The sequence below is a fragment of the Nonomuraea sp. KM88 genome (assembly GCF_052245635.1).
Lineage (GTDB): Bacteria > Actinomycetota > Actinomycetes > Streptosporangiales > Streptosporangiaceae > Nonomuraea.
On the sequence record NZ_JBQQCC010000004.1, the window covers coordinates 510,386 to 534,025 of the forward strand.

Sequence of the window (23,640 nt, forward strand, 5' to 3'; positions counted from 1 at the left end):
CTTATGTGGCCGACGAGGTCTGCTATGTTGGATCGCATGATCGCGTATTCGTTCCTGTGGTGGCCCGCCTCCTAGGCGGACCTTCCAGCGCATACGCACACGGCCGCCTCGACGAGGTGGCCGCACTCATGTCGCACGCGCCCCCGTCGAGCACTGACGAAAAGGGACGCTCACCATGACCGGCACCACCACGCCCGGCACCGCGACCGGGCAGACGACCGGGCAGACGACTGGGGCCACCACCTGGCCGCAGCTGCTCACCCTGCTGCTCGACGGCGTGTCACTCACCTCGCGCCAGGCCGCCTGGGCCATGGACCAGATCATGTCGGGCGCGGCCACGGACGCGCAGATCGCCGCGCTCGCCGTGGCGCTGCGGGCCAAGGGCGAGAGCGTGGCGGAGGTGTCAGGGCTGGCCGACGGCATGCTGTCGCGATCGGCCGCCATCAGGGTGTCCGGCGACCCGGTCGACCTCGTCGGCACCGGCGGCGACCGCGCCAACACCGTCAACATCTCCACCATGGCCGCCGTCGTGGCCGCCGCCGCGGGCGCGAAGGTGGTCAAGCACGGAGGTCGGGCCGCCTCCTCCATGGCCGGCGCCGCGGACGTCCTGGAAGAGCTCGGCGTGGTCGTCAACCTGCCGCCCGGCGCCGTGGTCGCGGTCGCGGAGGAGGTGGGCATCACGTTCTGCTTCGCGCCGGCGTTCAACCCGGCGCTGAAACGCACCTCCGGACCGCGCCGCGAGCTGGGCGTGCCGACGGTCTTCAACTTCCTGGCCCCGCTCACCAACCCCGCACTGCCCGCCGCGCAGGCTGTCGGCGTCTTCCACCCGGCGATGGCGCCGGTCATCGCGGGCGTCCTGGCCGAACGCGGCGGCTCGTCCCTCGTCTTCCGCGGCGACGACGGGCTCGACGAGCTCACCACGTGCGGCCCTTCGACGATCTGGGTCGTACGGCACGGCACGGTGACGCGGACCGCCTTCGACCCCGCCGACCTGTCGATCCCGCGGGCCCGCCCTGACGACCTGCGCGGCGGCGACGCCCGGCACAACGCGGCGGTGGCCCGCGCCGTCCTCGCGGGAGAGCCGGGCCCCGTACGAGACGTCGTGCTGCTCAACGCGGCCGCCGCCGTGGTCGCCGCCGGCGGGGTGCCGCCGGCCGCCGAGCTCACCGCCGCCCTCGCCGCCGCCCGCAAGCGGGCCGCCGACGCCGTCGACTCCGGCGCCGCCGCGGCCCTGCTCACCCGCTGGGCGCAGGCCACGCAGCGGGCGCGGCCGTCCTAGGGACGGGTCATCGACAGAACGTCGAGCGCGGCGTCCAGCTGCTCCTCCGTCAGGGTGCCGTCGGCCACGTGGCCGCGCTCGATGACGACCTCGCGGATCGTCTTCCGCTCCGCCAGCGCCTGCTTGGCGATCTTGGCCGCCTCCTCGTAACCGACGTACCGGTTCAGAGGGGTGACGATCGACGGGGACGACTCGGCGTACTCGCGCAGGCGCTCCACGTTCGCCGTGATGCCGGACACGCAGCGGTCGGCGAGCAGCCGCGAGACGTTGCCCAGCAACCTGACCGACTCCAGCACGTTGCGGGCGATGACCGGCAGCTGCACGTTCAGCTCGAAGTTCCCCGACGCGCCGGCGAACGTGATCGCCGCGTCGTTGCCGATGACCTGCGCCGCGACCATGCCCGCGGCCTCGGGGATGACCGGGTTGACCTTGCCCGGCATGATGGACGAGCCGGGCTGCAGGTCGGGCAGGTTGATCTCGCCGAGCCCGGCGCGCGGGCCGGAGCCCATCCAGCGGAGATCGTTCGCGATCTTGTTCAGCGAGACGGCGACCACCTTGAGCTGCCCCGACAGCTCGACGATCGAGTCCTGCGCGCTCTGGGCCTCGAAATGGTCCCTGGCCTCCAGGAACGGGATGCCGGTCGCCTCGCGCAACTTCTCGATCGCCACCTGGGCGAACCCGGCGGGGGTGTTGATGCCCGTGCCCACGGCGGTGCCGCCCAGAGGCAGCTCCAGCACGTGCTCCAGCGCCGCGGTGACGCGTACGACACCGTGCTCGATCTGCGTGGCGTACCCCCCGAACTCCTGGCCCAGAGTCACCGGGGTCGCGTCCATCAGATGGGTGCGCCCCGACTTCACCACGCCCTCGAACTCGATCGCCTTCGCCCGCAGCGCCTCCGCCAGATGCCGCAGCGAGGGCAGCAGGTGGTAGGTCACCTCGGTCGCCGCCGCCACGTGGATCGACGTGGGGAAGACGTCGTTGGACGACTGGGAGGCGTTCACGTGGTCGTTGGGGTGCACGGGCCGGCCCAGCCGCTCCTCGGCGAGCGTCGCGATCACCTCGTTGGCGTTCATGTTGGACGAGGTGCCCGAGCCGGTCTGGAAGACGTCGATCGGGAAGTGGGCGTCGTGCTCGTTCTCGGCCACGTCGGCGGCGGCCTGCGCGATCGCCTCGGCCATGTCCTTCTCGATCACGCCGAGCTCGCCGTTGACCTCCGCCGCCACGGCCTTGATCAGGGCCAGCGCGGCGATGTGGGACGGCTCGATCGGCCGCCCGGAAACCGGGAAATTCTCCACCGCCCGCTGGGTCTGCGCGCGCCACCGTGCTCCCGCGGGCACGCGAACCTCACCCATCGAGTCATGTTCGATCCTGAACTCGCTCATGACTTCAGTCTGGCTCACGGATCCGGGGCCGCCGGGAAGCGCCCCGCGTTCAGCTCGAGATGAGGGCCACGATCAGGATGGCGATCACCACGGCCGCGGCGGCGGCGACCGCCATGAGCACCAGCATGCCGTTGCGGTTGCCCTCGGATCGCTGCTCCGGCTGGCCGGCGATGGCGAACAGGTCGGTGCCCAGCCCGCCCTGCCCCCCTCCGGACCCCCTGCCCTGCGGCACCGGCGGCTGCTGCCGCGAGCCGGGCTCCTGGTCGGTCGGCGGGTAGACCTGCTGGCCCGGCGACCCGCCCTTCGGGATGCGCGTGGTCATGAACGCGCCCTCGTCACCCTGCCCCGGGGGCGGCGTGCCCTGCTCGGGAGCCGAGGGGAAGGGGCCCTTGGGCCGCGAGATGCTGACCGTGCGCTCCGGATCGAACCCCGCCTCGGGGGACGCGGTCCCGGGCGCACCGCCCTGCGGCCCGGCGCCGCCCGCGGTGTTCCCCTGCGCACCCAGGCGCTGCTCACCCTGCGGGCGCCCGATGCTCTGCGGAACGGTGGGCGCGTTGGAACTCCGCACCGGCGCTCCGGCCCCGTACGGCCCGGCCCCCTGCCCGCCAGGCCTCTGGTTCCCGGGCCCGTGACCGCCGGGCCCGTGACCGCCGGGCCCGTGACCGCCGGGCCCGTGACCGCCAGGTCCTTGCCCACCGGGTCCTTGCCCACCGGGTCCCTGTGCTCCGGGGCCCTGCGCTCGGGGTCCCTGCCCGCCGGGTCCCTGGCCACCGGGTCCGCCAGCGCCCTGCCTTCCGCCGGGACCGCCGGGACCGCCACCCGCGCCCGGTGCCGGGCCGGGCCTGCAGCCCATCGGATTTGTGGCACCGGGGCCCTGCCCAGGTGCTCCGGACCCGCCCGGTCCTTGCCCGGAGCGGCCCTGCTCGTGTCCTGGGCCGCCGAAGGCGCCCTGCGGACCCGGCGCGCCTTGGCCCGGACCGGGTGTGGTGAAGGCGTTCGGACCTGGCGTGGACGGGCCGGAGTGCCCCTGCCCCGGTCCGCCGGTCCCACTCGGCCCGCTGAACGCCCCCCGCGGCGCCGGACCGCCCGGCCCGTACGCGGGGCCTCCGGGACCCTGCCCGACCCCTCCAGGAGCTTGCCCGGGCCCCCCGGGACGCTGCCCGTGACCCCCCGGACCCTGGCCGGGGCCGCCCTGGCCCTGGGGCGCTCCCGGTCCGCCAGGCGCGTGTCCTGGCCCGCGCCCGCCCGGGCCGGCACCCTGGCCACCAGGGCCGGGCGCCTGGTCGGCGGGGGTCTTCTGGGCAGTGAACGGATCGGGCAAAGCGGCCTCCTGCGCCTTAAGAGCCTCGGCCGTGAGCACCGGCATCTCGCTCGTGGGGGTGTCGGCGACCATGCGCAGCAGGGTCTCCGCCTTGGCAGCGCCGAGACGCTGCCGATAGTCCTTGTTCAGCAGCCCGTTCAGCACGGGACGGAGCCGCCCCGCCTGCGTGGGCGGGTCGGCGCTCTCGGTGAGCAGTGCCGCCAGCGTCTCAGCGACCGTGGACCGTTCGTACGCCGGCCGCCCCTCGACCGCGAAGTAGAGCGTGGCCCCGAGCGCCCAGATGTCGGACTCGGGCCCGGTGTAGTCGCCCCTGGCACGTTCCGGGGCGGTGTAACCGGGGGAGCCGATCACCATGCCCGTTTTCGTGAGCCGGGAGTCGCCCTCGGCCTTGGCGATGCCGAAGTCGGTCAGCACCACGCGCCCGCTCTCGGTGATGAGCACGTTGGCGGGCTTGACGTCGCGGTGGGTGATGCCCTGGGCGTGCGCGGCGCGCAGCGCGCCGAGCAGGTCGACGCCGATCTCGGCCACGAGCCGGGGCGGCAGCGGACCCTCCTCGTCGATCACCTGCTCCAGCGAGCGGGCCTCGATGAGCTCCATGATGATCCACGGGCTGTCGTCGTGGATGATCACGTCGTGGATGGAGGCCACGGACGGGTGGTTGATCCGGGAGGCGATGCGGCCCTCGCGGACCATGCGTTCGCGCAGCTCCGTCCGTTGTTCCTCGGTGAGCACCGGGTCCTGGCGGATCTCCTTGACCGCCACCTCGCGCCCGAGCGCGCGGTCGCGTGCGCGCCACACGGTGCCCATGGTGCCCCGGCCGAGCGGGGTGATGAGCTCGTAGCGCTCCGCGAGCAGGCGTGTCTGCTGTTCCGGCATGAGAAGAAGATATCGATTCTCGCTTGGGAAGTGCTTTACCCTCGCTTGCGAAGTTCTCTTGGCCAGAACCGCCGAGGAAGGCACAACTTTATCACCGTCGCTTTCAAACGGGCATAAGCCGACGGCGACGGCCGCGCTTCAACGCGCTTCCTGTGCACACCCTCGCCGGGTTTGCGTTCCTGCCTCGGCGCGGGCACGGTGACGGTCTGCGTCTCGGCGCGGTGCAGCCCGCGATGCGCGGGCCTGCGTGTGAAAGACGGCGGCGTGAGGGCCGGCACCGGGCGTGCGGATCTGGGCTTGCGCGGGGTCAGCGGCTCCTCCGCCGAGCCTCCCGCGGCCACCCTGGCCAGCATCAGCGAGGCGCGTACGGAGTCGAGCCTGGTCTGCGGGTCGATCCGCAGGAGCGCGTCGAGCACGGGGGCCAGCGGGCCGGCCTTGCTCATCGGGATCGGCTCGCCGCTGGTCAGCGCCGCGAGCGCGGCGGCGGCCGTACGGCGGCCGTGCAGGCCCCTGCCCTCGACGGCGGTGTAGAGAGTCGCCCCGAGCGACCACAGATCGCCCGCGGGGCTGGCCTTGGAGCCGAGCACCCGCTCTGGCGCGATGTAACCGGCGGACCCCAACACGATGCCCGCCTGGGTAATGGAAACGTCACCTTCGAGTGCGGCCAGGCCGAAGTCGGTGAGCACCGCGCGGTCCTCGGTCACGAGCACGTTGCTCGGCTTGACGTCGCGGTGGAGGATGCCTTTCGCGTGCACCGCGCGCAGCGCGCCGAGGATCTGCCGGCCGATCTCGGCGGCCCTGCGCGGGGGGAGCGGCCCGCGCTCCTGGATGAGCTGCTCCAGAGACCTGGCACGGAGCAGCTCCATCACGATCCATGGCCGGTCGTCCTCGGTGACCACGTCGAACACGGTGATGACCGAGGGGTGGGTGACCATGGCGGTCGCCCTGCCCTCGCGCTCCGTGCGGGCGCACAACTCGGCGCGCAACTCCTCGTCGAGCACGGTGGGCAGGCGTACTTCCTTGACCGCCACGTCGCGGTCGAGCAGCTCGTCATGCGCCCGCCAAACGGTGCCCATGCCGCCACGACCAACCGGCTCCATGAGCCGGTAGCGCGCGGCGAGTAGGTAACCGGAGGGCGCACGCATGCCTGGCAGCTTACCTATTTGTGTAAACCGACCAGTAGAGGCGTGGCCGATAAAATGTTGCGAAGTTAAGTCAAGTGGCCTGACTCGTCACGTCGGCAAACCTCGTGGTCCACGTCATCCCTGTTGATGAGGCCCCACAGTTTCTCGACGTGCACGTTCCGATAGTCGGCTTCTCCGCCGTGAACGGCCGAGCTCGCAGTTCCTCGCCCTCGTCTCGCCGGCGTCGACGGTCCGGTCCGCGTCGGGCGGCGTGACTCTCTGCCCAGCCCGCCTCCTCACTCTCGAAGGGCCGGCGAGCGGCGCCCACCGACGAGATCATCCGCTGCCGGAAGCGTGTTCGCGCAGCTCGCCGGGGTAAGTGTGCCCATCGGCACACTCTTGTCGCCGATATCGGCGGATGATGCCTGGGAGGGAATGTCAGCCGGTCAACTCGCTCGCTTACGGGCGTCTAGGGGGCGCCGTCAGCGGGTTGTAAGGGTCCCGAAAGCGGGCGGGGGCATGGTAAAGCCATGAGGGAGGGCCAAGTCCTGGGCCACCGGAAATGTCGGAGCCGAGCGTCAGACTGGAGGCACAGGCCGAAGTCCTCCCACCGATGCCAGATCGTTGAAGGACGTGATGGAGATGCGCCAGACCCAGGTTCGCCGCCGGCCGAAGAAGCCGGCCGGAACCGGCCTGGACCTTCGCACGCCGTCCGGGCGCCTGCTGCCCTATTGAGACCACGACCAGGAGCGCTATCTGAGAGGTGCGCGATGTGCAGTCACCACCCCGTTTGCCCCAGTGCCGACTCGCCCGACCGTGAGGCGTCGCACGTGATCGCTTCCCACCCTGACCAGGGGTGGAGCCTGCTCTGCAACGGCGTCGTGCTGTTCGACGACACCGGCCTGCTGCTGCCCGACGGCTCCGTCGTGGCACCGCACCGGGCACCGGTGGCCGCGTGACCGCCCACCTCCGGCCGGAGCCGCCGCGCCAGGCACCCGCCGGCGCCTGACCGCGGCTCCTCAACCCCCCGGGCCGCCGGCGCCCCGCGGTCGCCGGCATCCGCCCGCCGGCGACCCCCCGCGCGGAACCCCTCGCCGCCGTCAGCGGCGGCCGATGGACAGGACCGGGCCCGTCCTGTCGGTGAAGAAGTCGTCGCCCTTGTCGTCCACGACGATGAACGCGGGGAAGTCGACCACCTCGATCTTCCACACGGCCTCCATCCCGAGCTCGGGATATTCGAGCAGCTCGACCTTCTTGATGCAGTCCTGCGCCAGCCTGGCCGCGGGGCCGCCGATGGAGCCGAGATAGAAGCCGCCGTGCTGCTCGCACGCCTCGGTGACCTGCTTGGACCGGTTGCCCTTGGCCAGCATCACCATCGACCCGCCGGCCGCCTGGAAACGCCCGACGTACGAGTCCATGCGCCCGGCCGTCGTCGGCCCGAACGAGCCGGAGGCGTAACCGTCGGGGGTCTTGGCCGGCCCGGCGTAGTAGACGGCGTGGTTCTTGAGGTATTCCGGCATCTCGCCGCCGTTGTCGAGCAGTTCGGCGATCTTGGCGTGGGCGATGTCGCGGGCGACCACGAGCGGTCCGGTGAGGGAAAGCCGCGTCTTGACCGGAAATTTCGTCAGCTGGGCGAGGATCTCGGGCATGGGCCGGTTGAGGTCGACCTGGACCACGTCGTCCGAGAGGTGTTCGTCGGTGGTCTCCGGCAGGAACCGCGCCGGGTCGGTCTCCAGCCGCTCCAGGAACACGCCCTCCGGCGTGATCTTGGCCAGCGCCTGCCGGTCGGCGGAGCAGGACACGGCGATGGCCACGGGGCAGGAGGCGCCGTGCCTGGGCAGGCGGATGACGCGCACGTCGTGGCAGAAGTACTTGCCGCCGAACTGCGCCCCGATGCCCAGCTTCTGGGTCAGCTCGAAGACCTTGGCCTCCATCTCGAGGTCCCGGAAACCGTGCCCGGACGGCGACCCCTCGGTGGGGATCGAGTCGAGGTAGCGGGCGCTGGCGTATTTGGCGGTCTTGAGCGCGTATTCGGCGGACGTGCCGCCGACGACGATCGCCAGATGGTAGGGAGGGCAGGCAGCCGTTCCCAGCGAGCGGATCTTCTCCTCCAGGAAGGCCAGCATGCGCTTCTCGTTGAGCACGGCCTTGGTCTCCTGGTACAGGAACGACTTGTTGGCCGAGCCGCCGCCCTTGGCCATGAACAGCAGTTTGTACTCGTCGGGGTGGCCGTGGGGGTCCTCGGCGTACAGCTCGATCTGGGCGGGCAGGTTGTCGCCGGTGTTCTTCTCCTCCCACATGCTCAGCGGAGCCATCTGGGAGTAACGCAGGTTGAGCCGGGTGTAGGCGTCGTAGACGCCCCGCGAGACGTGCTCGGCGTCGCGCCCGTCGGTCAGCACGTGGCGCCCGCGCTTGCCCATGACGATCGCGGTGCCGGTGTCCTGGCACATGGGGAGCACGCCGCCGGCCGAGATGGAGGCGTTCTTCAGCAGGTCGAGCGCGACGAAGCGGTCGTTGCCGCTGGACTCGGGGTCATCGACGATCTTGCGCAGCTGGGCGAGGTGGGAGGTTCGCAGGAAATGGGAGATGTCGTGGATCGCCGTCTCGGTCAGCAGCCGCAGCGCCTCCGGCTCGACCTCGAGGAACGTACGCCCGGCCGCCTCGACCTTCCGCACCCCCTCCGTGGTGATCAGCCGATATTCGGTCTCGTCGGCTCCCAGCGGCAGCAGGTCGGTGTAGTCGAACTCGCCCATGTCCATCCTTTCGGTCACCCAAGAGGTTAACGGGTGACCCGGGCTTCACGCCTCGGAGACGGCCGCCTGCGCTCGCGCCCGCGACCGGCCCGCGGTGAGGCCGAGCGTGATGCCGGCGATCACCAGCCCGGCTCCGAGCAGGTCGTACGCCGTCGGCATGGCGATCCCGAGCACCGCCCCCGTGACGATCGCGCCGACCGGGATGAGACCGGCGAACAGCCCGGCCAGCCCGGGGCCCAGCCGGGGCAGCGCGGAATACCAAAGGAAGAAGGCTCCGACGGTCACCACGATCGCCAGGTAGGCCAGCCCCAGCCCTTCGGCCACGGTCGGCGTACGCACCATGTCGGGCCCTTCGTAGGCCAGCCCGACCAGGGCCAGCATGGGCACCGCGAGCGCCGTCGAGTACGCCGCCACCCTGATCGCGCCCAGCTTCGGCAGCAGGGGGATGGCCAGCAGGGAGAAGCTCAGCTCGCCCACGAGCGCGCCGAGGGCCCAGAGCAGGCCGGGCAGGTTGCCGCTGCCGAGGCCGGTGGCCAGGGTCGCCCCTGCCACCACCACGCACGCTCCGACGAGCACCCGTGGCGCGGGCCGCCCGCCGGCCAGCGCGAGCCAGAGCGGCACGGTGCCCAGGATGGTGCCGACCAGCGCGGGCCCGGAATCGTTGGTGGACTCGATCACGCAGACGTTGAAGACCACCAGACCGAGCAGGGTGAGCCCGGCGAGGCACAGGCCCTCCCGCAGCGTCAGCCGGAGGAGGGGCAGGCCGAGTATTCGCGTGATGACGAGCAGGATGACGGCGGCCACGAGGTAGCGCACCGCCTGCCCGCCGTAGATGGGGTAGTCGCCGATGAGGCCGGAGACGCCCGCCAGCGTCCCGACCAGGAACATGGCGGAGGCCGCGCCCACGATGCCGTGTCTCATGTGCGGGATGCTAGGAGAACGATGGTTCGGGAAAACAGTCCAATACCGCGCTGGGGCAGAGGACCAATATGGCAGATCTCCACATTCAGATAGATCGAGACCATGGAGGGATCGCTGGTCAGATCGCCTCCGAACTGCGCGATGCCATCAGGGGCAGCCGGCTCGCCCCCGGCACCCGCCTGCCCGCGACCCGCGAGCTCGCCACCGACCTCCAGGTCTCCAGGGCCGTGGTGGTGGAGGCGTACGAGCAGCTCGTCGCCGAAGGGTTCCTGGTCTCCCACGTGGGCGTCGGCACCCAGGTCACCCCGGCGCCGGCCGCCGGAGCAGCACCCTGGCAGCGTGCGGCGACGCCGGCCCGGCCCGCCTCGGACACCCCCGCGCCGTATTACGGTCATCGTCCCACCTCTCCTGACCTGGGCCACTTCCCCCGTGAACGCTGGCTCGCGGCGGTCAGGCACGTCCTGGCCACCGTACCCTCGGACGCCCTCGACTACGGGGACCCTGGCGGCGTGCCTGAGCTGCGGGAAGAGCTGGCCGGATACCTCAGGAGGGTCAGGGCGGCCGACGCGCGCCCGGAGAACCTCATCATCGTCGGCGGCGTGGCGCAGGGGCTGAGTCTCGTGCTCCACGTGCTGTCCCGGCGGCGCGCGCTCCGGCTCGCCGTGGAGGACCCGACGAGCCACCGCCAGGCGCCCCTGCTCAGGAGAGCGGGCGCGCACCTCGTCCCGGTGCCCGTGGACGAGGAGGGCCTCGACGTGCGCAGCTTGAGCGGTGACGCGGTGCTGGTGACGCCGGCCCACCAGTTCCCGACCGGTGTGGTGCTCTCCCCGTCCCGCAGGGCGGCGCTGATGGAGTGGGTCCACGTGGGCGACCGGGTGATCCTGGAGGACGACTACGACGCCGAGTTCCGCTTCGACCGCGACCCCGTCGGCTGCCTGCAGGGCCTGGCGCCCGACCGCGTGATCCTGTCGGGCAGCGTCAGCAAGGCGCTCGCGCCCGGCCTGCGCCTGGGCTGGGTGGCCGCGCCGCCCGACCTGGCCGAGGACGTGCGCCGGGCCAGGGGCGAGCTCGACCTGGGCTCGCCGGTCATCGAGCAGTACGCGCTGGCGCACTTCCTGCGCACCGGCGGCTACGACAAGCACCTGCGCCGCATGCGCAGGGAATACCGCCGCCGCAGGGACGCCCTGGTCAGGGCGCTGGCCCGCGAGCTTCCCGAGATCAGCGTCAAGGGCATCGACGCGGGCCTGCACGTCTACCTGGAGTTGCCGGACGGCTGGGACGAGCCGCGGACGGCGCGGGTGGCGCGGGAGCTGGGGTTGTCCGCCGAGCCTGTGGGCCCCATGCGCCGGTCGCCAGGGAGGCCGGCGGTGGTGGTGGGGTTCGCGCGGCTGCCCGGTCACAAGGCCGCCGAGGCCGTCCGAGGCTTAAAAGTAAGTATGTCAGGACATGCTATGGATTAAAGGTTTCATATCCGCCTGGGCGGAGGCTCCGGCGGGGACGGGAGACGTTCATGCGTGTGGGACTGTTCGGGCTGGGCCGGATCGGGGCCTTCCACGCCGCGACCATGGCCGCCCATCCGCTGGTGGACGAGCTGATCGTGGCCGATCCCGTGCGGACGTCCCCGTACGGCAGGCCGGGAGACCCCTTCGAGTCGGACGCCGTGGTCATCGCCACCCCGACCAGCACCCACGCCGAGCTGATCGTCCGAGCCTGCGCACTCGGCATCCCGGTGTTCTGCGAGAAACCGGTCGCGGGCACGGTGGCCGAGACCGTCAAGGTGCTGGAGGCGCGCGCGGGCAACCGGGTGCACGTCGGGTTCCAGCGCCGGTTCGACCCCGGGTACGCGGCCGCCGCGCGGGCCGTGCGCGACGGCGAGCTGGGGGAGCTGCACCGGGTCCACCTGGTCACGGCCGACCCCGCGCCGCCGCCCGCCGCGTACATCCCGCTGTCCGGGGGCATCTTCCGCGACTGCCACGTCCACGACTTCGACGCCCTGCGCTGGGTGACCGGCCGCGAGGTGGTGTCCGTCTACGCGCGGGGCGCCAACCGCGGCGCCGCGTTCTTCGCCGAGGCGGGCGACGTGGACACCAGCGCCGCGCTGCTCACGCTGGATGACGGCACGCTGGCCACCCTGCAGGGCTCGCGCTACAACGGCGGCGGGTACGACGTGCGCATGGAACTCGCGGGCACCCGCCGCACCCAGGCGGTGGGGCTCGGCCCGCGCGCCCCGCTCCACACGACCGAGGGCAAGCGGGAACCGGACGATCCCTGGCCCGACTTCGTGACCCGCTTCGCGACCGCGTACCGCGACGAGATCGACTGCTTCCTCCGCGGCGGCCAGGGCCTCTGCTCGATCGAGGACGCTCTGGAGGCCCTGTACATCGCCGAGGCCGCCGACCTGTCGTTGCGCGAAGGCCGTCCCGTCGACGTGGCGGAGGTGCGGTGATGAAGCTCGCGGGAGCGCCCATCTCGTGGGGCGTGTGCGAGGTCCCCGGCTGGGGCCACCAACTTCCGCCCGACCGGGTGTTGTCCGAGATGTGCGAGCTCGGCCTCACCGCGACCGAGCTGGGCCCTCAGGGTTTCCTGACGCCCGGTCTCATCGAGCGGTACGGCCTGCGCCTGGCCGGCGCCTTCGTGCCCGTCGTGCTCCACGACCCGGGCCACGACCCGCTGCCGGGCCTGCCGGAAGACGGGCTGCTCGTGCTGGCCGCCGCCACGGGCGACGACGGCTACGACACGCGCCCCGAGCTCGACGCCGCCGGCTGGGCCACGCTGCTGGGCAACCTCGACCGGATCGCCGCCGCGCTCGGCCCCCGAGCGGTCCTGCACCCGCACGTGGGCACCATGGTCGAGAGCCGGGCCGAGGTCGAGCGGGTGCTGGAGGGCAGCTCGGTACCGCTCTGCCTCGACACCGGCCACCTGCTGGTCGGCGGCACCGACCCGGCCGCCCTGGTCGAGGCGGCGGCGTCGCGAATAGCACACGTGCATCTCAAGGACGTCGACGCCCGCCTCGCCGCCCGGGTCGCCGCCGGGACGCTGCCCTACACGCAGGCGGTGCGCGAGGGCGTCTACCGCCCGCTCGGCCAGGGCGACGTGGACATCGAGGCCATCATCACCGGCCTGACCAGGAGCGGCTACGACGGCTGGTACGTCATGGAGCAGGACGTCATCCTGTCCGGCCCTGACGACCGGCCGGTCGAGGACGTGCGGCGGAGCCTCGCCTACCTCGACGGGGTGGTGGGCGCGGGCTGACCGGTGCGGCTCCTGGGCTCGAAGCCGGGCGCGAGCACGATGATCGCGGCCGCCAGCACCAGCGGCGCGGCGAACGCCGCCCGCATGTCCGCGGCGTCCGCGATGCCGCCCACCAGGGCCGCGCCCACGATGAAGCCGACGTAGTTGAAGAGGTTCACCCTGGCGATGGCGACCCCGGTGCCCGACGGGTCGAGCCGGCCGGCCGCCGAGAACGACTGCGGCGCCACCACCGACAGCCCGACCCCGGTCAGCCCGAACGCCGCGATGCCGAGCGGCTGGTTCGGGGCCAGGACGACGCCGAGGAAACCGGCGGTGGCGATCACGCCGCCGATCCTGACGATGGCGGCGGGGCCGTACCTGCGGACGGCGAGGTCGCCGCCGAGCCTGACGGCCAGCGTGGTCGCCTGGTAGGCCACGTAGGCCAGCGGGATCACGCGCGGGCCCGCCGCCAGCACGTCCTTCATGAACACGGTGTTGAAGTTGGACACGGCGGCGTCGCCGACGTACAGGAAGCCCATGGCCAGGCAGAGGGGCACGATCGGCCGCCAGGGGAAACGGCCCGGGGTGGTCCCTGGGGCGGCCGCGGCCTTCTCCTCGTCCGGCGCGCACAGGCCGGGGCCCGCGTAGAGGGAGCCGGCCAGCGCGAACACCATCGGGATCGCCATGATGAGCGGCAGCGGGAGATCGGCGGCCACCGACGCCCATAACGCTCCGGCCATGCCGAACGCGCTCCACACGCAGTGGAAGCCGTTGAGCACCTGGACGCCGTACCTGCGCTCGACCGCCACGCCCTGCATGTTGATGCCCGCGTCGACCGCGCCCACGGCCAGGCCGAACACCAGCAGCACCGGCACCAGCAGCGGCACGCTCGGCGCGACCCCGGCCAGCACCACGGCGGCGGCCACCACCGGCTGGGCGACCCGCAGCAGGACCCTGCTGCCGTGGCGGGCGGCGAACGCCCCCGCCGCCACGCTGCCGACCCCCGCGAAGACGGGAACGATCAGCAGGAGGAGCGTCAGCGTGCCCTCGTCGAGCTCGTGCTTGTCCTGCAGGGCGGCGACCTGGATGAGGAGCGAGGCGAACGACAGGCCCTGCACGGCGTAGACGACGTACGTGGCGAGCCGGGCCTGGCGATCACGCGAGGACGGCACGGCGGCCTCCTGATCGGGGGTGGATCAAACGTGAGGCGGAGTCAGGTTAGCCGCAGAACCAGCCGTTCCGCCAGCAAGCAGACCGGGTTTCAGCGACCGGTTCCCCGGAGTGGCCGCCCACACGCCGAGCGCCAGCAGCGCCGCCACCTCCGTGACGGCCAGGCCGCGCTCCACCAGCCCGAGAGGCATGACCCGATACCACGGCAGGCCGTTGCGCGTGCCGACGAACACCACCGTGCCGATGCCCACCACCCACAACACCGAGCAGACCCCGAGCCCGAACGCCACCAGCGTGGCCCGCGACCGCTCGCGGCGCCGCCACGGCCCGGTGATGAGCACGACCGCGAGCGGCAGGCACAGGAAGGCCAAGAAACTGCCCACCCGGTGGATGCTCCCGCTCACGCTCGGCCCCACCGACCAGTCGTGCTTCTCGAACCAGGCCGTCATGAGCAGGCCGACGCTCCACCCCATGAGCGCCACGGTGCCGAGAACACCGGCCAGCTTCCTGCGCGCCAGGGACACCCCGATGCCCACGGACCCCGCCGCCAGCAGACCCACGGCGAACCCGAAGATCCAGCCGTCGGGGCCCAGGCCGTGCTCGCTGATGGTCCGCCTGATCGGGTTCATCCCGTCGAGGCTGGACACCTCCAGGCCGAAAATGACCGCAATGCCCGCGCCTGCCGCGCCGAGACCCCACCGCGCCGGTTGATGCACGCGCACACACCTCCTAAGCCTGATCAACGGCCGGGGGCGCGCACGGATTCCGCGCGGGGCGAACTTCTCGCGGCTCGCCCCCCGGGGCGCCGCCTTCCGCCACGCCGAGACGAACGAGGACCTGGCCGGGGAGATCGTCGCCTCCCCGGCGCGAATCGGCTGACGCGGACCGGTTCGGGACGAGCGCATCCAGCGAGCGCCAGATATCGTCAGAAGTGTGAACGAACGCGCTGGATCGTGGTTGCCCAAGCTGCAGGAAGTGGGAGAGCGGCTGGCCGAGGAGTGGGTGTCGGCCCGCCGCCCGCCGGCGTCCGGCGACGCACCGCAGCCGCACGAGCTACGCGCGTCCGACGCCGACCGGGAGCGCATCGCCCAGGTCCTCCAGGACGCCCACGCCGACGGCCGGCTCTCCCTGGAGGAGCTGGAGGAACGGCTCGGCGTGCTCTACTCCTCGCGCACGCTCGGCGAGCTGGCCTCGCTCACCGCCGACCTGCTGCCCGCCGAGGACCAGCCGCTCAACCTCGACGACCGTCCGGTGTCGGCCATCTTCAGGAAGGAGCAGCGCGGCGGGCGCTGGGTCGTGCCCGCCGAGCTCGCCGTGACGGCCATGTTCGGCACGACCAAACTCGACTTCCGTGACGCGATCCTGCAGAACCGGCGGATCATCATCAACGCCACCCTCGTCTTCGGCGGGCTGGAGATCCACGTGCCCGAAGGGCTCGAGGTGATCAGGGTCGCCAGGGACAAGACCGTCCGGCTGACCAAGCAGCCGACGGAGCCGGGCGGTCCCGTCGTCGAGGTGCGCACGACCAACTTCGCCGGCGAGGTCAAGGTCAAGGAGCCACCCCGCCGCAAGCGCCGCCGCTGACCGCGCCCCATCGGCGCCGGGCCCGCCGCCTCAGCCCGCGGTGTCGAAGTTGATCGCGCTGTACGCGCGCAGCTTCCAGAGCTGGTGCTCGCTCTCGATCTTGCGGATCGTCCCCGACCGGCCTCGCATGACCAGCGATTCCGTCACCGCCGAGCCGGCCCTGAACCGCACGCCCTGCATGAGCTCGCCGTGCGTGATGCCGGTCGCCGCGAAGAACACGTCGTCCGACCTGACCAGGTCGTTGGTGGTGAGCACCTGGCCGAGATCGTGCCCGGCGTCGACCGCCCTGCTCCGCTCGGCGTCGTCGCGGGGCCAGAGCCGGCCCTGGATCACGCCGCCCAGGCACTTGAGCGCGCACGCCGCCACGATGCCCTCGGGCGTGCCCCCGATGCCCAGCATCAGGTCGATGTTCGTACCGGAACGGGCCGCCATGATCGCGCCGGCCACGTCACCGTCGGTGATGAACTTGATCCGCGCGCCCGTCTCCCTGATCTCCTTGACCAGCCGCTCATGCCTGGGCCGGTCGAGCACCACCACGGTCACGTCGGACGGCGAGCAGTGCTTGGCCTTGGCCACCGCGTTGATGTTCGCGGACACGGGGGCCTCGATGTCGACCACGCCGGCCGCCTCGGGGCCGGTGACCAGCTTCTCCATGTAGAACACCGCGGACGGGTCGTACATCGAGCCGCGCTCGCTCACGGCGATCACCGACACCGCGTCGGGCATGCCCAGCGCCGTCAGCCTGGTGCCGTCGATGGGGTCGACGGCCACGTCGCAGGCGGGGCCGCTGCCGGCGCCGACCTGCTCGCCGTTGAACAACATCGGGGCGTGGTCCTTCTCGCCCTCGCCGATGACCACCACGCCGTTCATCGACACCGTGTTGATCAGCTGGCGCATGGCGTTCACCGCCGCGCCGTCGGCGCCGTTCTTGTCTCCCCGGCCGACCCAGCGGGCCGCCGCCATCGCGGCGGCCTCCGTGACCCGGACGAGCTCCATCGCCAGGTTGCGATCGGGGGCGTGCTCGCCCGTGGCGAGCTGGGCCGGTACGGACGTCTCGTCGGACATGATGCGTGGCCTCCTCGTGGAACCTCTACGTCGATCGTAGTTGCCGCCATATTCCCGCTCCGGGCGGGATAATCTGCCCTGTCGACATTGCTCCTCTGCCCGGAAGCGGGGAAAAGGCGGCCTCGGTAAGCTTCGACTGGTCGTTCTGCCTGCCGGAGAACGGGTTCCGCGCCGGAGGTCCCGCCTCCGCCGTGGAGCAGGATGGCGCCTCGCCGTGGAGGAGATCCGAATGAGCGATGTGGAAAACGTGGTGGCCCAGTCGCGCACGTCCGAGCGGGGCGCGGCCACACGCAGCTCGCTGCTGGCCGCAGCCAGGGAGGTCTTCGTCTCCAAGGGCTTCGCGGAGGCGGGCGTGACCGACGTGGTGGCCAGGGCGGAGGCCAGCGTGGGCAGCCTCTACCACCACTTCTCCGGCAAGGCCGACCTCTACCTCACGTTGTGGGAGGAGTTCCAGGCCGGGCTGTCGCAGCGCACCAAGCTGGCCGCCCGCGCGGCCCGCGCGGGCGGCGAGACAGACCCGATGCGCGTGTTCGTCAGCGCCGCCCGCGCCTATCTGGAGGGCTGCCTGGAGGAGCGCGAGCTGGCCGCGCTCTTCCTGCGCGGCGACGGCCCGCCCGGCTTCGACGTCATCATGCGCGACCGGCTCCGCAAGTGGGCGCAGCTCAACGCCACCCTGTTCGAGGACGAAGGCGCGCTGGTCGTGGTGATCACGGGGGCGCTGGCCGCGGCCGTGTCCGAGGTCGTACGGTCAGGCGACCGGGGCCTGGCCGAGGACGCCCTCGCCATCATCGGCCAGATCCGCCCGGCCACTTCGGCGACCGCCTCGTCCAGCGGGTAACCTCGCCAGGTGTGCGACGGTTCACCGAAGGTTTCTACGGCTACGCGGTAGCCCTGCTGGTCTGCCTGGTGGGAGCCGGGGTGTTCCTGCTGGTCACCCCGCAGAGCCGCGATGAGCACATCCCCCGGGTCGACTACTCCATCACCGTCGCCAACTTCGGCCACGAGGTGCCCTACGGCGTGTGGGCGCCGCGGAACGACCCGGCCGGATGGATCCCCAACAGCAACCGGATCGCCGCCGGCACGAGCGGCGCCAAGGTCCTCTACCTCGGTTACGCCACCGCCGAGCGGGAGCACGCGATGTTCGCGCAGAGCGACGAGAAGCCGCCTGCCGGGTTCGCGAGCCGCATGGCCAACAGCGACAAGGCCGTGGGCACGCAGCAGATCGGCGGGGTCACGTGGGAGCAGCGCTTCCGCGAGGACAAGAACCAGCGCACCCTGGTGCGGATGCTGCCCGACGTGACCCTGGTGATCACCGGCACCGCCGGCTGGCCCGAGCTGGCCGAGCTGGCCGCCCTCCTCCAGCAACGCCCTCAGGGCTGACTCGCGCCCGCCAGGGCATGCTTTGCCGCTCGCGTGCGGGTACGCGCCTGCGCCCGGGCACGCGCCGTCGCGTCTAGGGTGGGTGCCGTGGCAGACGAGAAGGCACCCTCATATGAGCAGGCCCGCGAGGAGCTGACCGAGGTGGTGCGCCGCCTGGAGACCGGCGGGCTCACGCTGGAGCAGTCGATCGAGCTCTGGGAGCGGGGCGAGAAGCTGGCCGCCGTCTGCGAGGAGTGGCTGCAGGGGGCCCGGGTCAAGCTCGCCGCGGCCATGGCCCGCCGCTCCGATCCGACGTCGGACGACGCGGGCGACGCCCCGTTCTGACCCGCCCACGTCGGGCGACGCCACGTTCCGACCCGCCGGCACGCATGGTGGCTGGGCGGTGCGGCGCGATCGCCGCACCGCCGTCCTGGCTGCGGGCCCGCCGCGCCCCCCTTGTGCCCGACCGCCGCAAGGCTGCTGCGGCCGGGCCGGCGCCTTCCGCCTGCGGCGGGACCCGCTGCCGTTCCTGCCGCGGCCGGTCCGGGGCCTGGTGGCCGGTCGCGGTTCAGGAGCGTCAGGAGCCGGCCGGCACGAGGACGACCACCGGGATGCGGCGGGTGGTCTTGGCCTCGTACTCGGCGAACTGGGGTGCCTGCGCCACCATCCGCGCGTAGAGCCGGTCGCGTTCCTCGCCCTCCACGGCGACGGCACTGGCCTCGAACGTGTCCGCGCCGACCTCGATGGTGGCCTTGGGGGTGGCGCGCAGGTTGTGGTACCACGCCGGGTGCTTGTCGGCGCCGCCGGCGGACGCGATGACGACGTGGCGGTCGCCGTCCGGCAGGTACATCAACGGGGTGGTGCTCTGCTTGCCGCTCTTGGCTCCCGTGGTGGTGAGCAGCAGCAGCGGCGCCCCCTCGAACATGCCCCCGACCCGCCCCTCGTTGGCGCGGAACTCGGTTATGACCTGCTGGTTGAAATCCTTCATCACAGCTCCTCAGGGAATCGGAGAGATCTCCGGTTCGAAGATTAATCGGAGAGTTCTCCGTTTACAAGCTGTATGCTCCCCCCGTGTGCGGACGCCGAATCCTGCCCGTGATCGGGCAGCCCCAGCCGGAACGGGCCGACGCCGCCCGTAACCGACGGAAGATCATCGAGGTGGCCGCCAGGATGATCGCCGAGCACGGCGCGGACGACATCTCGCTCGACGAGGTGGCCCGCGTCGCCGGCGTCGGGGTCGGCACCGTCTACCGGCGCTTCGGCGACCGCACCGGGCTCGTCCTGGCCCTGATCGACGACCAGGAGCGGCAGTTCCAGGAGTCCTTCCTCGCCGGGCCGCCGCCGCTCGGGCCCGGTGCCCCCGCCGCCGAACGGATCACCGCGTTCCTGGACGCTCTGGTCGACCGGGTCGTGGCCCAGCACGGGCTGTTCGTGCAGCTGGAGAAGTGCGGCAAGACCATCCGGTACGGCGGGCCGTACCGGGTGCACCACGTCCACCTGGCCACGCTGCTCGCCCAGGCCTGCCCTGCGGCTGACCCGGCGTTCCTGGCCGACGCGCTCCTCGCGCCCGCCAACGCCCGCCTGATCGCCTTCCAGCAGGAAGAGCGCGGCATGACGATCGAGGAGATCAAGGCCGGCCTGGGCCGGCTGGCCACGGTGGTCAGCCGCGGCTACAGCGTCCCGCCCGGAGGCAGCCAGCGGTAGCCGGGGCCGGTCTCCTGGGCCAGCCACCCGTTCACGCTCGCCAGCCCTCTCTCGTTGACCTGGGCGTCATGGATCCCGTACGCCCGCCGCGCCCGCACCGCGCGTACGAAGTCGATCACCTCGGCCGTCTTCAGCCACGACGCCTGCAACGGCACCAGCAGCGTCTCCACCGGCTCCTGCGGCACGTGCAGCGAGTCTCCGGGATGGTAGAGGGCGTGCTCGACGAGGTAGCCGATGTTGGCACAGTCGGGCAGACCGCCATAGATCGGCGCGTGCCGCCCACCGCAGGCCCGCACGTGGAAGCCCGCCACCGAGAGCTCCTCACCGGCGCTCACCGGTGTGTACGGCAGCCGCCCCAGCTCGGCCCCGGCCGGCGCGTACACCCGCACACCCGCCCCCAGCAGCCGCAGCACGTCAGCGTGGTCGCCGTGCTCGTGCGTGACCAGCACCGCGTCCGCGCCGTCCAGAGCGGAGGGCTCGGTCCACGTCCCCGGGTCGATGACCAGCCTGCGCCCCTCATGCTCCACGCGTACGCAGGCGTGCGTGAACTTCGTGACCTTCATTCGCCGGAGCTCAGGTCAGGTCTCATCGGGCTCCTCCGCGCGCACGGTCAGGCGGTCGTCCGTGAGGCGGATCGTCAGCACGGTGCCGGGGGAGACGTCCTTCGCCCGGCGCACCACGTCACCGGACGGGTGCTGCACGATGGCGTAGCCGCGCTCCAAGGTGGCGGCAGGCGACAGCGCGACCAGCCGGGCACGCAGGTGGGTGAGGTCGTCGGACGCCCGGTCGAGCGAACCGGTCAACGACCGCCTGGCGCGCTCGCGCAGCGCGTCCACCTGCTCGGCCCTCCGTTCGAGCTCGCGTACGGGATCGGCCAGTGACGGCCGGGACCGTACCGACGTCAGCCATGACATCTCGCGGTCGAGCCAGCCGCTCAGCACCCGCCGGCCCCGGTCGCGCAGCTGGCGCACCAGCGTGAGCTGCTCGCCGACGTCGGGCACGACCTTCTTGGCCGCGTCGGTGGGCGTGGAGGCGCGTACGTCGGCCACCAGGTCGAGCAGCGGGCTGTCCTGCTCGTGGCCGATCGCGCTCACCACCGGGGTGCGGCAGGAGGCCACGGAGCGCACCAGCGTCTCGTCGGAGAACGGCAGCAGATCCTCCAGAGAGCCGCCGCCCCGGGCGATGACGATCACGTCGACGGAGGAGTCGGCGTCGAGCCTGCCCAGCGCCTCGGTCACCTCGCCCACCGCGTACGGTCCCTGGACGGCCACCTCCTCGACCTTGAACCGCACGGCGGGCCAGCGCCTGCGGGAGTTCTCCAGCACGTCGCGCTCGGCCGCAGAGTCGCGGCCGCAGATGAGCCCGATCGTGCCGGGCAGGAAGGGCAGCCGCCGCTTCCTGTCGGCGTTGAACAGCCCCTCGGCGGCCAGCAGCTGCCTGAGGCGTTCGAGCCTGGCCAGCAGCTCGCCCACGCCGACCGGGCGGATCTCCATCGCGGTGAAGGCGAACGATCCTCTGTTGACCCAGAAGTCGGGCTTGACGTGCACGACCACCCTGGCGCCGTCGGCCGGTCTCGGCATGGCCGCCTCATAGACCCCGCGAGGGGCGGTGACCCTGGCCGACACGTTGGCGACCGGGTCACGCAGGGTCATGAACACCGTGCCGCCGCGGGCGCTCAGGTCGGTGATCTGGCCCTCGACCCAGACGGTGCCGAGCCTGCCGATCCAGCCGCCCACCATCTGCAGGACAGTGCGGATCGGCAAGGGTGACTCAGGCGAGGTCTTCGAGCTCATGGCGGAAGACTACGCGGCGGGGAGGCTCGCTTCCCGCGGCCGGACGTTTCTTCCCCGCTATTCGCCGGCCTGCAGCTTGGCGAGGCGGTTCTCGAACATGCGGATGACCTCGGCCCTGGCCGTCGTCGCCCGCTCGTAGGCCAGGAAGGCGCTGATCTGCTCGGCGGTCTTTCCGCGCATCCTCGCGCGGAGGGAGGCGACGGTCAGCTCCGCGTAGCCGGGCAGCGGCTCGGCCAGGTCGGTCACCGGGGCCGTCACGGGCTCGGGCGCCGCGGCGGGCTCCTTGGCGGCGGACTTCCTGGCGGCGGGCTTCCTCGCGGCCTTGGGCTTGGCCTGCGTCGCCTTCGGCTTCGCGGCAGGCTTCGCGGCGGGCTTCGCGGCGGCGGCCCTCTCCGCGACGGCGGGCTCCTCCGTGACCGCCGGCTTGTCCTCGACGGCGGGCTCCGCGGCCTCGGGCGTGGCGGGTGCCGCCGCTGCCTGCGCGGTCCTGGCTTCGGCGGGCTTGACCTCCGGAGCCTTCGCCTCCGCGGGCTTGGCTTCGGCGAGCTTCGCCTCCGCAGCCTTCGCCTCCGCGGGCTTGGTCTCCGCGGCCTTGCCCGTGGGCTCGGCGGGCTCGGCGGGCTCAGCGGTGGCGGGCTCCGTCTTGCCGGCCGGGGCGAAGATGACCGGGTCGGGCCTGCTCTTGCCGGTGCCGTTCGGCTCGGCGGCCCCCGGGCGAGGGGCGAAGATGACCGGCTCCTTGCGGGCGGGCTTCTCCTCGTCCTCCGCGGCGGGCGCGGCGAGCTGGTCGACGGCGGGGCGGGAGTCCTGCTCCTCCTTGTCGCCCGAGCCCCTGACGGAGTTCTTCACCCGGTCGACGAGCAGCATCGCCTGCCCGGCGGCGCTGAGCGCGGTCTGGGCGACGAGAAGTGGCAGGTCCTTGGCCTTCTCCTTGAGCTCGTCCTTGTTGGTAACGGTTTTGGCGATGTTGCGTATCACGTCGCTGAGGGACATGTACGTCTCCCTGGGAGGTCAGTATTGGACGGCCAGTGTGGCAAACCGCGGGCGGCCACGCACGCGCGGGCCTACTGGCCGCTCCACGTAGCATAAGAAGTATGGAGCCCCAGACCCCCACTTCCCGCCGAGTCCTCGTAGCCAAACCACGTGGCTACTGCGCCGGAGTCGATCGAGCCGTGGTAGCGGTCGAGAAGGCTTTGGAGCAGTACGGCGCGCCGATCTACGTGCGCAAGCAGATCGTCCACAACACCCACGTCGTCAAGACGCTCGAGGCCAGGGGTGCCATCTTCGTCGAGGAGACCGAGGAGGTGCCGGAGGGCGAGATCGTCGTGTTCTCCGCCCACGGCGTCGCGCCCGTCGTGCACGAGGAGGCCAGAGCCCGCCGGCTGCGCACCATCGACGCCACCTGCCCGCTGGTCACCAAGGTGCACAACGAGGCGAAGCGGTTCGCGGGCCAGGACTACGACATCCTGCTGATCGGGCACGAGGGCCACGAGGAGGTCGAGGGCACCTCCGGCGAGGCGCCCGACCACATCCAGCTGGTCGACGGGCTCGACGCGGTCGACAAGGTGCAGGTGAAAGACCCGAGCAAGCTCGTGTGGCTGTCGCAGACCACGCTGTCGGTCGACGAGACCACCGAGACGGTCGCCCGGCTCAAGGAGCGTTTCCCCACGCTGATCGACCCGCCGAGCGACGACATCTGCTACGCCACCCAGAACCGGCAGGTCGCGGTCAAGGAGATCGCCGCCGACTCGCAGCTGGTCATCGTGGTCGGCTCGGAGAACTCCTCCAACTCCAAGCGGCTGGTCGAGGTGGCGAAAGACTACGGCGCCGAGGCCGCCTACCTCGTCGACGACGCCACGTTCATCCGTGACGAGTGGCTCGACGGCGTCACCACGGTCGGTGTGACCAGCGGCGCGTCCGTTCCCGAAGAGCTCGTGGACGGGGTGCTGGCGCGGCTGGCCGAGCACGGGTTCGGCGACGTGACGGAGGTGCAGCCGGTCGACGAGCGCATGCGCTTCGCCCTGCCCCACGAGCTGCGTAAGGACCTGCGGGTCTCATGACGCGGGGCGATCGGAACC

The 23,640-nt window shown here is 71.9% G+C and carries 23 protein-coding genes; 11 read left to right on the forward strand and 12 right to left on the reverse strand.

Features of this window, described 5'->3' with window-relative positions; translation table 11 throughout:
- Positions 1-175: 175 nt before the first annotated feature.
- Positions 176-1,279 carry an anthranilate phosphoribosyltransferase gene (gene trpD, locus ACTWPV_RS15815; RefSeq protein ID WP_443152322.1) on the forward strand — a complete coding sequence of 368 codons (1,104 nt, stop codon included), beginning with the start codon at positions 176-178 and terminating at the stop codon, positions 1,277-1,279.
- Here the strand turns inward: trpD and ACTWPV_RS15820 are convergent.
- The 3 genes from ACTWPV_RS15820 to ACTWPV_RS15830 are packed head-to-tail and all read right to left on the reverse strand — an operon-like array spanning position 1,276 to position 6,003.
- A complete protein-coding gene (locus ACTWPV_RS15820) occupies positions 1,276-2,661 on the reverse strand; it encodes a class II fumarate hydratase (RefSeq protein WP_443152323.1) in 1,386 nt (461 codons plus the stop codon). The two genes, trpD and ACTWPV_RS15820, sit on opposite strands and share 4 nt — an antisense overlap.
- Positions 2,662-2,710: 49 nt before the next feature.
- The gene (locus ACTWPV_RS15825; protein WP_443152324.1) at positions 2,711-4,858 is read right to left on the reverse strand and encodes a serine/threonine-protein kinase; all 2,148 of its coding nucleotides are present in this window, start codon (positions 4,856-4,858) and stop codon (positions 2,711-2,713) included.
- Between the two features lie 35 nt (positions 4,859-4,893).
- Positions 4,894-6,003: a serine/threonine-protein kinase gene (locus ACTWPV_RS15830; protein WP_443152325.1), complete on the reverse strand. Its 1,110-nt coding sequence runs from the start codon at positions 6,001-6,003 to the stop codon at positions 4,894-4,896.
- Positions 6,004-6,752: 749 nt separating this feature from the next.
- Here ACTWPV_RS15830 and ACTWPV_RS15835 point away from each other — a divergent pair.
- Positions 6,753-6,941: a DUF5999 family protein gene (locus ACTWPV_RS15835; RefSeq protein WP_347623292.1), complete on the forward strand. Its 189-nt coding sequence runs from the start codon at positions 6,753-6,755 to the stop codon at positions 6,939-6,941.
- 141 nt (positions 6,942-7,082) lie between these two features.
- Here the strand turns inward: ACTWPV_RS15835 and ACTWPV_RS15840 are convergent, their stop codons facing one another.
- Both ACTWPV_RS15840 and ACTWPV_RS15845 read right to left on the reverse strand, forming a co-directional pair.
- Positions 7,083-8,735 carry a fumarate hydratase gene (locus ACTWPV_RS15840; RefSeq protein ID WP_443152326.1) on the reverse strand — a complete coding sequence of 551 codons (1,653 nt, stop codon included), beginning with the start codon at positions 8,733-8,735 and terminating at the stop codon, positions 7,083-7,085.
- Positions 8,736-8,780: 45 nt separating this feature from the next.
- Entirely contained in the window at positions 8,781-9,656 is an 876-nt protein-coding gene (locus ACTWPV_RS15845) for a DMT family transporter (RefSeq protein WP_443152327.1), read from the reverse strand.
- 68 nt (positions 9,657-9,724) lie between these two features.
- On the opposite strand from ACTWPV_RS15845, the gene pdxR reads away from it, so the two are divergent.
- From pdxR to ACTWPV_RS15860, 3 genes are read left to right on the forward strand one after another with little or no spacing between them, the layout of a single operon-like run.
- Positions 9,725-11,116, forward strand: a complete 1,392-nt coding sequence (gene pdxR, locus ACTWPV_RS15850) for a MocR-like pyridoxine biosynthesis transcription factor PdxR (protein ID WP_443152328.1) — start codon at positions 9,725-9,727, stop codon at positions 11,114-11,116.
- Positions 11,117-11,166: 50 nt separating this feature from the next.
- Positions 11,167-12,102 carry a Gfo/Idh/MocA family protein gene (locus ACTWPV_RS15855; RefSeq protein WP_443152329.1) on the forward strand — a complete coding sequence of 312 codons (936 nt, stop codon included), beginning with the start codon at positions 11,167-11,169 and terminating at the stop codon, positions 12,100-12,102.
- Entirely contained in the window at positions 12,102-12,908 is an 807-nt protein-coding gene (locus tag ACTWPV_RS15860; protein WP_347646305.1) for a TIM barrel protein, read from the forward strand. The genes ACTWPV_RS15855 and ACTWPV_RS15860 overlap by 1 nt, the downstream gene beginning before the upstream one ends.
- On the opposite strand, the gene ACTWPV_RS15865 is transcribed toward ACTWPV_RS15860, so the two are convergent.
- Together ACTWPV_RS15865 and ACTWPV_RS15870 are read right to left on the reverse strand one after the other, a co-directional pair.
- Positions 12,878-14,059, reverse strand: a complete 1,182-nt coding sequence (locus ACTWPV_RS15865; RefSeq protein ID WP_443152330.1) for an MFS transporter — start codon at positions 14,057-14,059, stop codon at positions 12,878-12,880. The two genes, ACTWPV_RS15860 and ACTWPV_RS15865, sit on opposite strands and share 31 nt — an antisense overlap.
- Positions 14,060-14,083: 24 nt before the next feature.
- Positions 14,084-14,773, reverse strand: coding sequence for a DUF998 domain-containing protein (locus ACTWPV_RS15870; protein WP_443152331.1), 690 nt, complete (start codon positions 14,771-14,773; stop codon positions 14,084-14,086).
- Positions 14,774-14,990: 217 nt separating this feature from the next.
- Between ACTWPV_RS15870 and ACTWPV_RS15875 the strand changes: the two genes are divergently transcribed.
- Positions 14,991-15,641 carry a DUF1707 SHOCT-like domain-containing protein gene (locus tag ACTWPV_RS15875; RefSeq protein ID WP_443152332.1) on the forward strand — a complete coding sequence of 217 codons (651 nt, stop codon included), beginning with the start codon at positions 14,991-14,993 and terminating at the stop codon, positions 15,639-15,641.
- A gap of 30 nt (positions 15,642-15,671) precedes the next feature.
- Here the strand turns inward: ACTWPV_RS15875 and glpX are convergent, their stop codons facing one another.
- Positions 15,672-16,706: a class II fructose-bisphosphatase gene (gene glpX, locus ACTWPV_RS15880; RefSeq protein WP_443152333.1), complete on the reverse strand. Its 1,035-nt coding sequence runs from the start codon at positions 16,704-16,706 to the stop codon at positions 15,672-15,674.
- A gap of 229 nt (positions 16,707-16,935) precedes the next feature.
- Here glpX and ACTWPV_RS15885 point away from each other — a divergent pair, with 229 nt between their 5' ends.
- The 3 genes from ACTWPV_RS15885 to ACTWPV_RS15895 all read left to right on the forward strand — a co-directional run bounded on the left by ACTWPV_RS15885 (position 16,936) and on the right by ACTWPV_RS15895 (position 18,410).
- Positions 16,936-17,544, forward strand: coding sequence for a TetR/AcrR family transcriptional regulator (locus tag ACTWPV_RS15885; RefSeq protein WP_347646310.1), 609 nt, complete (start codon positions 16,936-16,938; stop codon positions 17,542-17,544).
- A gap of 11 nt (positions 17,545-17,555) precedes the next feature.
- Positions 17,556-18,086, forward strand: coding sequence for a DUF4245 domain-containing protein (locus ACTWPV_RS15890; RefSeq protein ID WP_443152334.1), 531 nt, complete (start codon positions 17,556-17,558; stop codon positions 18,084-18,086).
- Positions 18,087-18,173: 87 nt separating this feature from the next.
- The gene (locus ACTWPV_RS15895) at positions 18,174-18,410 is read left to right on the forward strand and encodes an exodeoxyribonuclease VII small subunit (protein ID WP_132512172.1); all 237 of its coding nucleotides are present in this window, start codon (positions 18,174-18,176) and stop codon (positions 18,408-18,410) included.
- Between the two features lie 232 nt (positions 18,411-18,642).
- Here the strand turns inward: ACTWPV_RS15895 and ACTWPV_RS15900 are convergent, their stop codons facing one another.
- Complete coding sequence (locus ACTWPV_RS15900) at positions 18,643-19,053, reverse strand: nitroreductase family deazaflavin-dependent oxidoreductase (RefSeq protein WP_443152335.1); 411 nt, start codon at positions 19,051-19,053, stop codon at positions 18,643-18,645.
- A gap of 83 nt (positions 19,054-19,136) precedes the next feature.
- On the opposite strand from ACTWPV_RS15900, the gene ACTWPV_RS15905 reads away from it, so the two are divergent.
- A complete protein-coding gene (locus ACTWPV_RS15905) occupies positions 19,137-19,769 on the forward strand; it encodes a TetR/AcrR family transcriptional regulator (protein WP_443152336.1) in 633 nt (210 codons plus the stop codon).
- On the opposite strand, the gene ACTWPV_RS15910 is transcribed toward ACTWPV_RS15905, so the two are convergent.
- The 3 genes from ACTWPV_RS15910 to ACTWPV_RS15920 are packed head-to-tail and all read right to left on the reverse strand — an operon-like array spanning position 19,736 to position 22,555.
- Complete coding sequence (locus ACTWPV_RS15910) at positions 19,736-20,332, reverse strand: MBL fold metallo-hydrolase (RefSeq protein WP_443152337.1); 597 nt, start codon at positions 20,330-20,332, stop codon at positions 19,736-19,738. The two genes, ACTWPV_RS15905 and ACTWPV_RS15910, sit on opposite strands and share 34 nt — an antisense overlap.
- A gap of 15 nt (positions 20,333-20,347) precedes the next feature.
- Complete coding sequence (gene xseA / locus ACTWPV_RS15915; RefSeq protein ID WP_443152338.1) at positions 20,348-21,562, reverse strand: exodeoxyribonuclease VII large subunit; 1,215 nt, start codon at positions 21,560-21,562, stop codon at positions 20,348-20,350.
- A gap of 57 nt (positions 21,563-21,619) precedes the next feature.
- Positions 21,620-22,555: a hypothetical protein gene (locus ACTWPV_RS15920; RefSeq protein WP_443152339.1), complete on the reverse strand. Its 936-nt coding sequence runs from the start codon at positions 22,553-22,555 to the stop codon at positions 21,620-21,622.
- Between the two features lie 101 nt (positions 22,556-22,656).
- Between ACTWPV_RS15920 and ACTWPV_RS15925 the strand changes: the two genes are divergently transcribed.
- On the forward strand, positions 22,657-23,622 hold the full coding sequence (locus ACTWPV_RS15925) for a 4-hydroxy-3-methylbut-2-enyl diphosphate reductase (protein WP_347646317.1): 966 nt from the start codon (positions 22,657-22,659) through the stop codon (positions 23,620-23,622).
- Positions 23,623-23,640 lie beyond the last annotated feature (18 nt).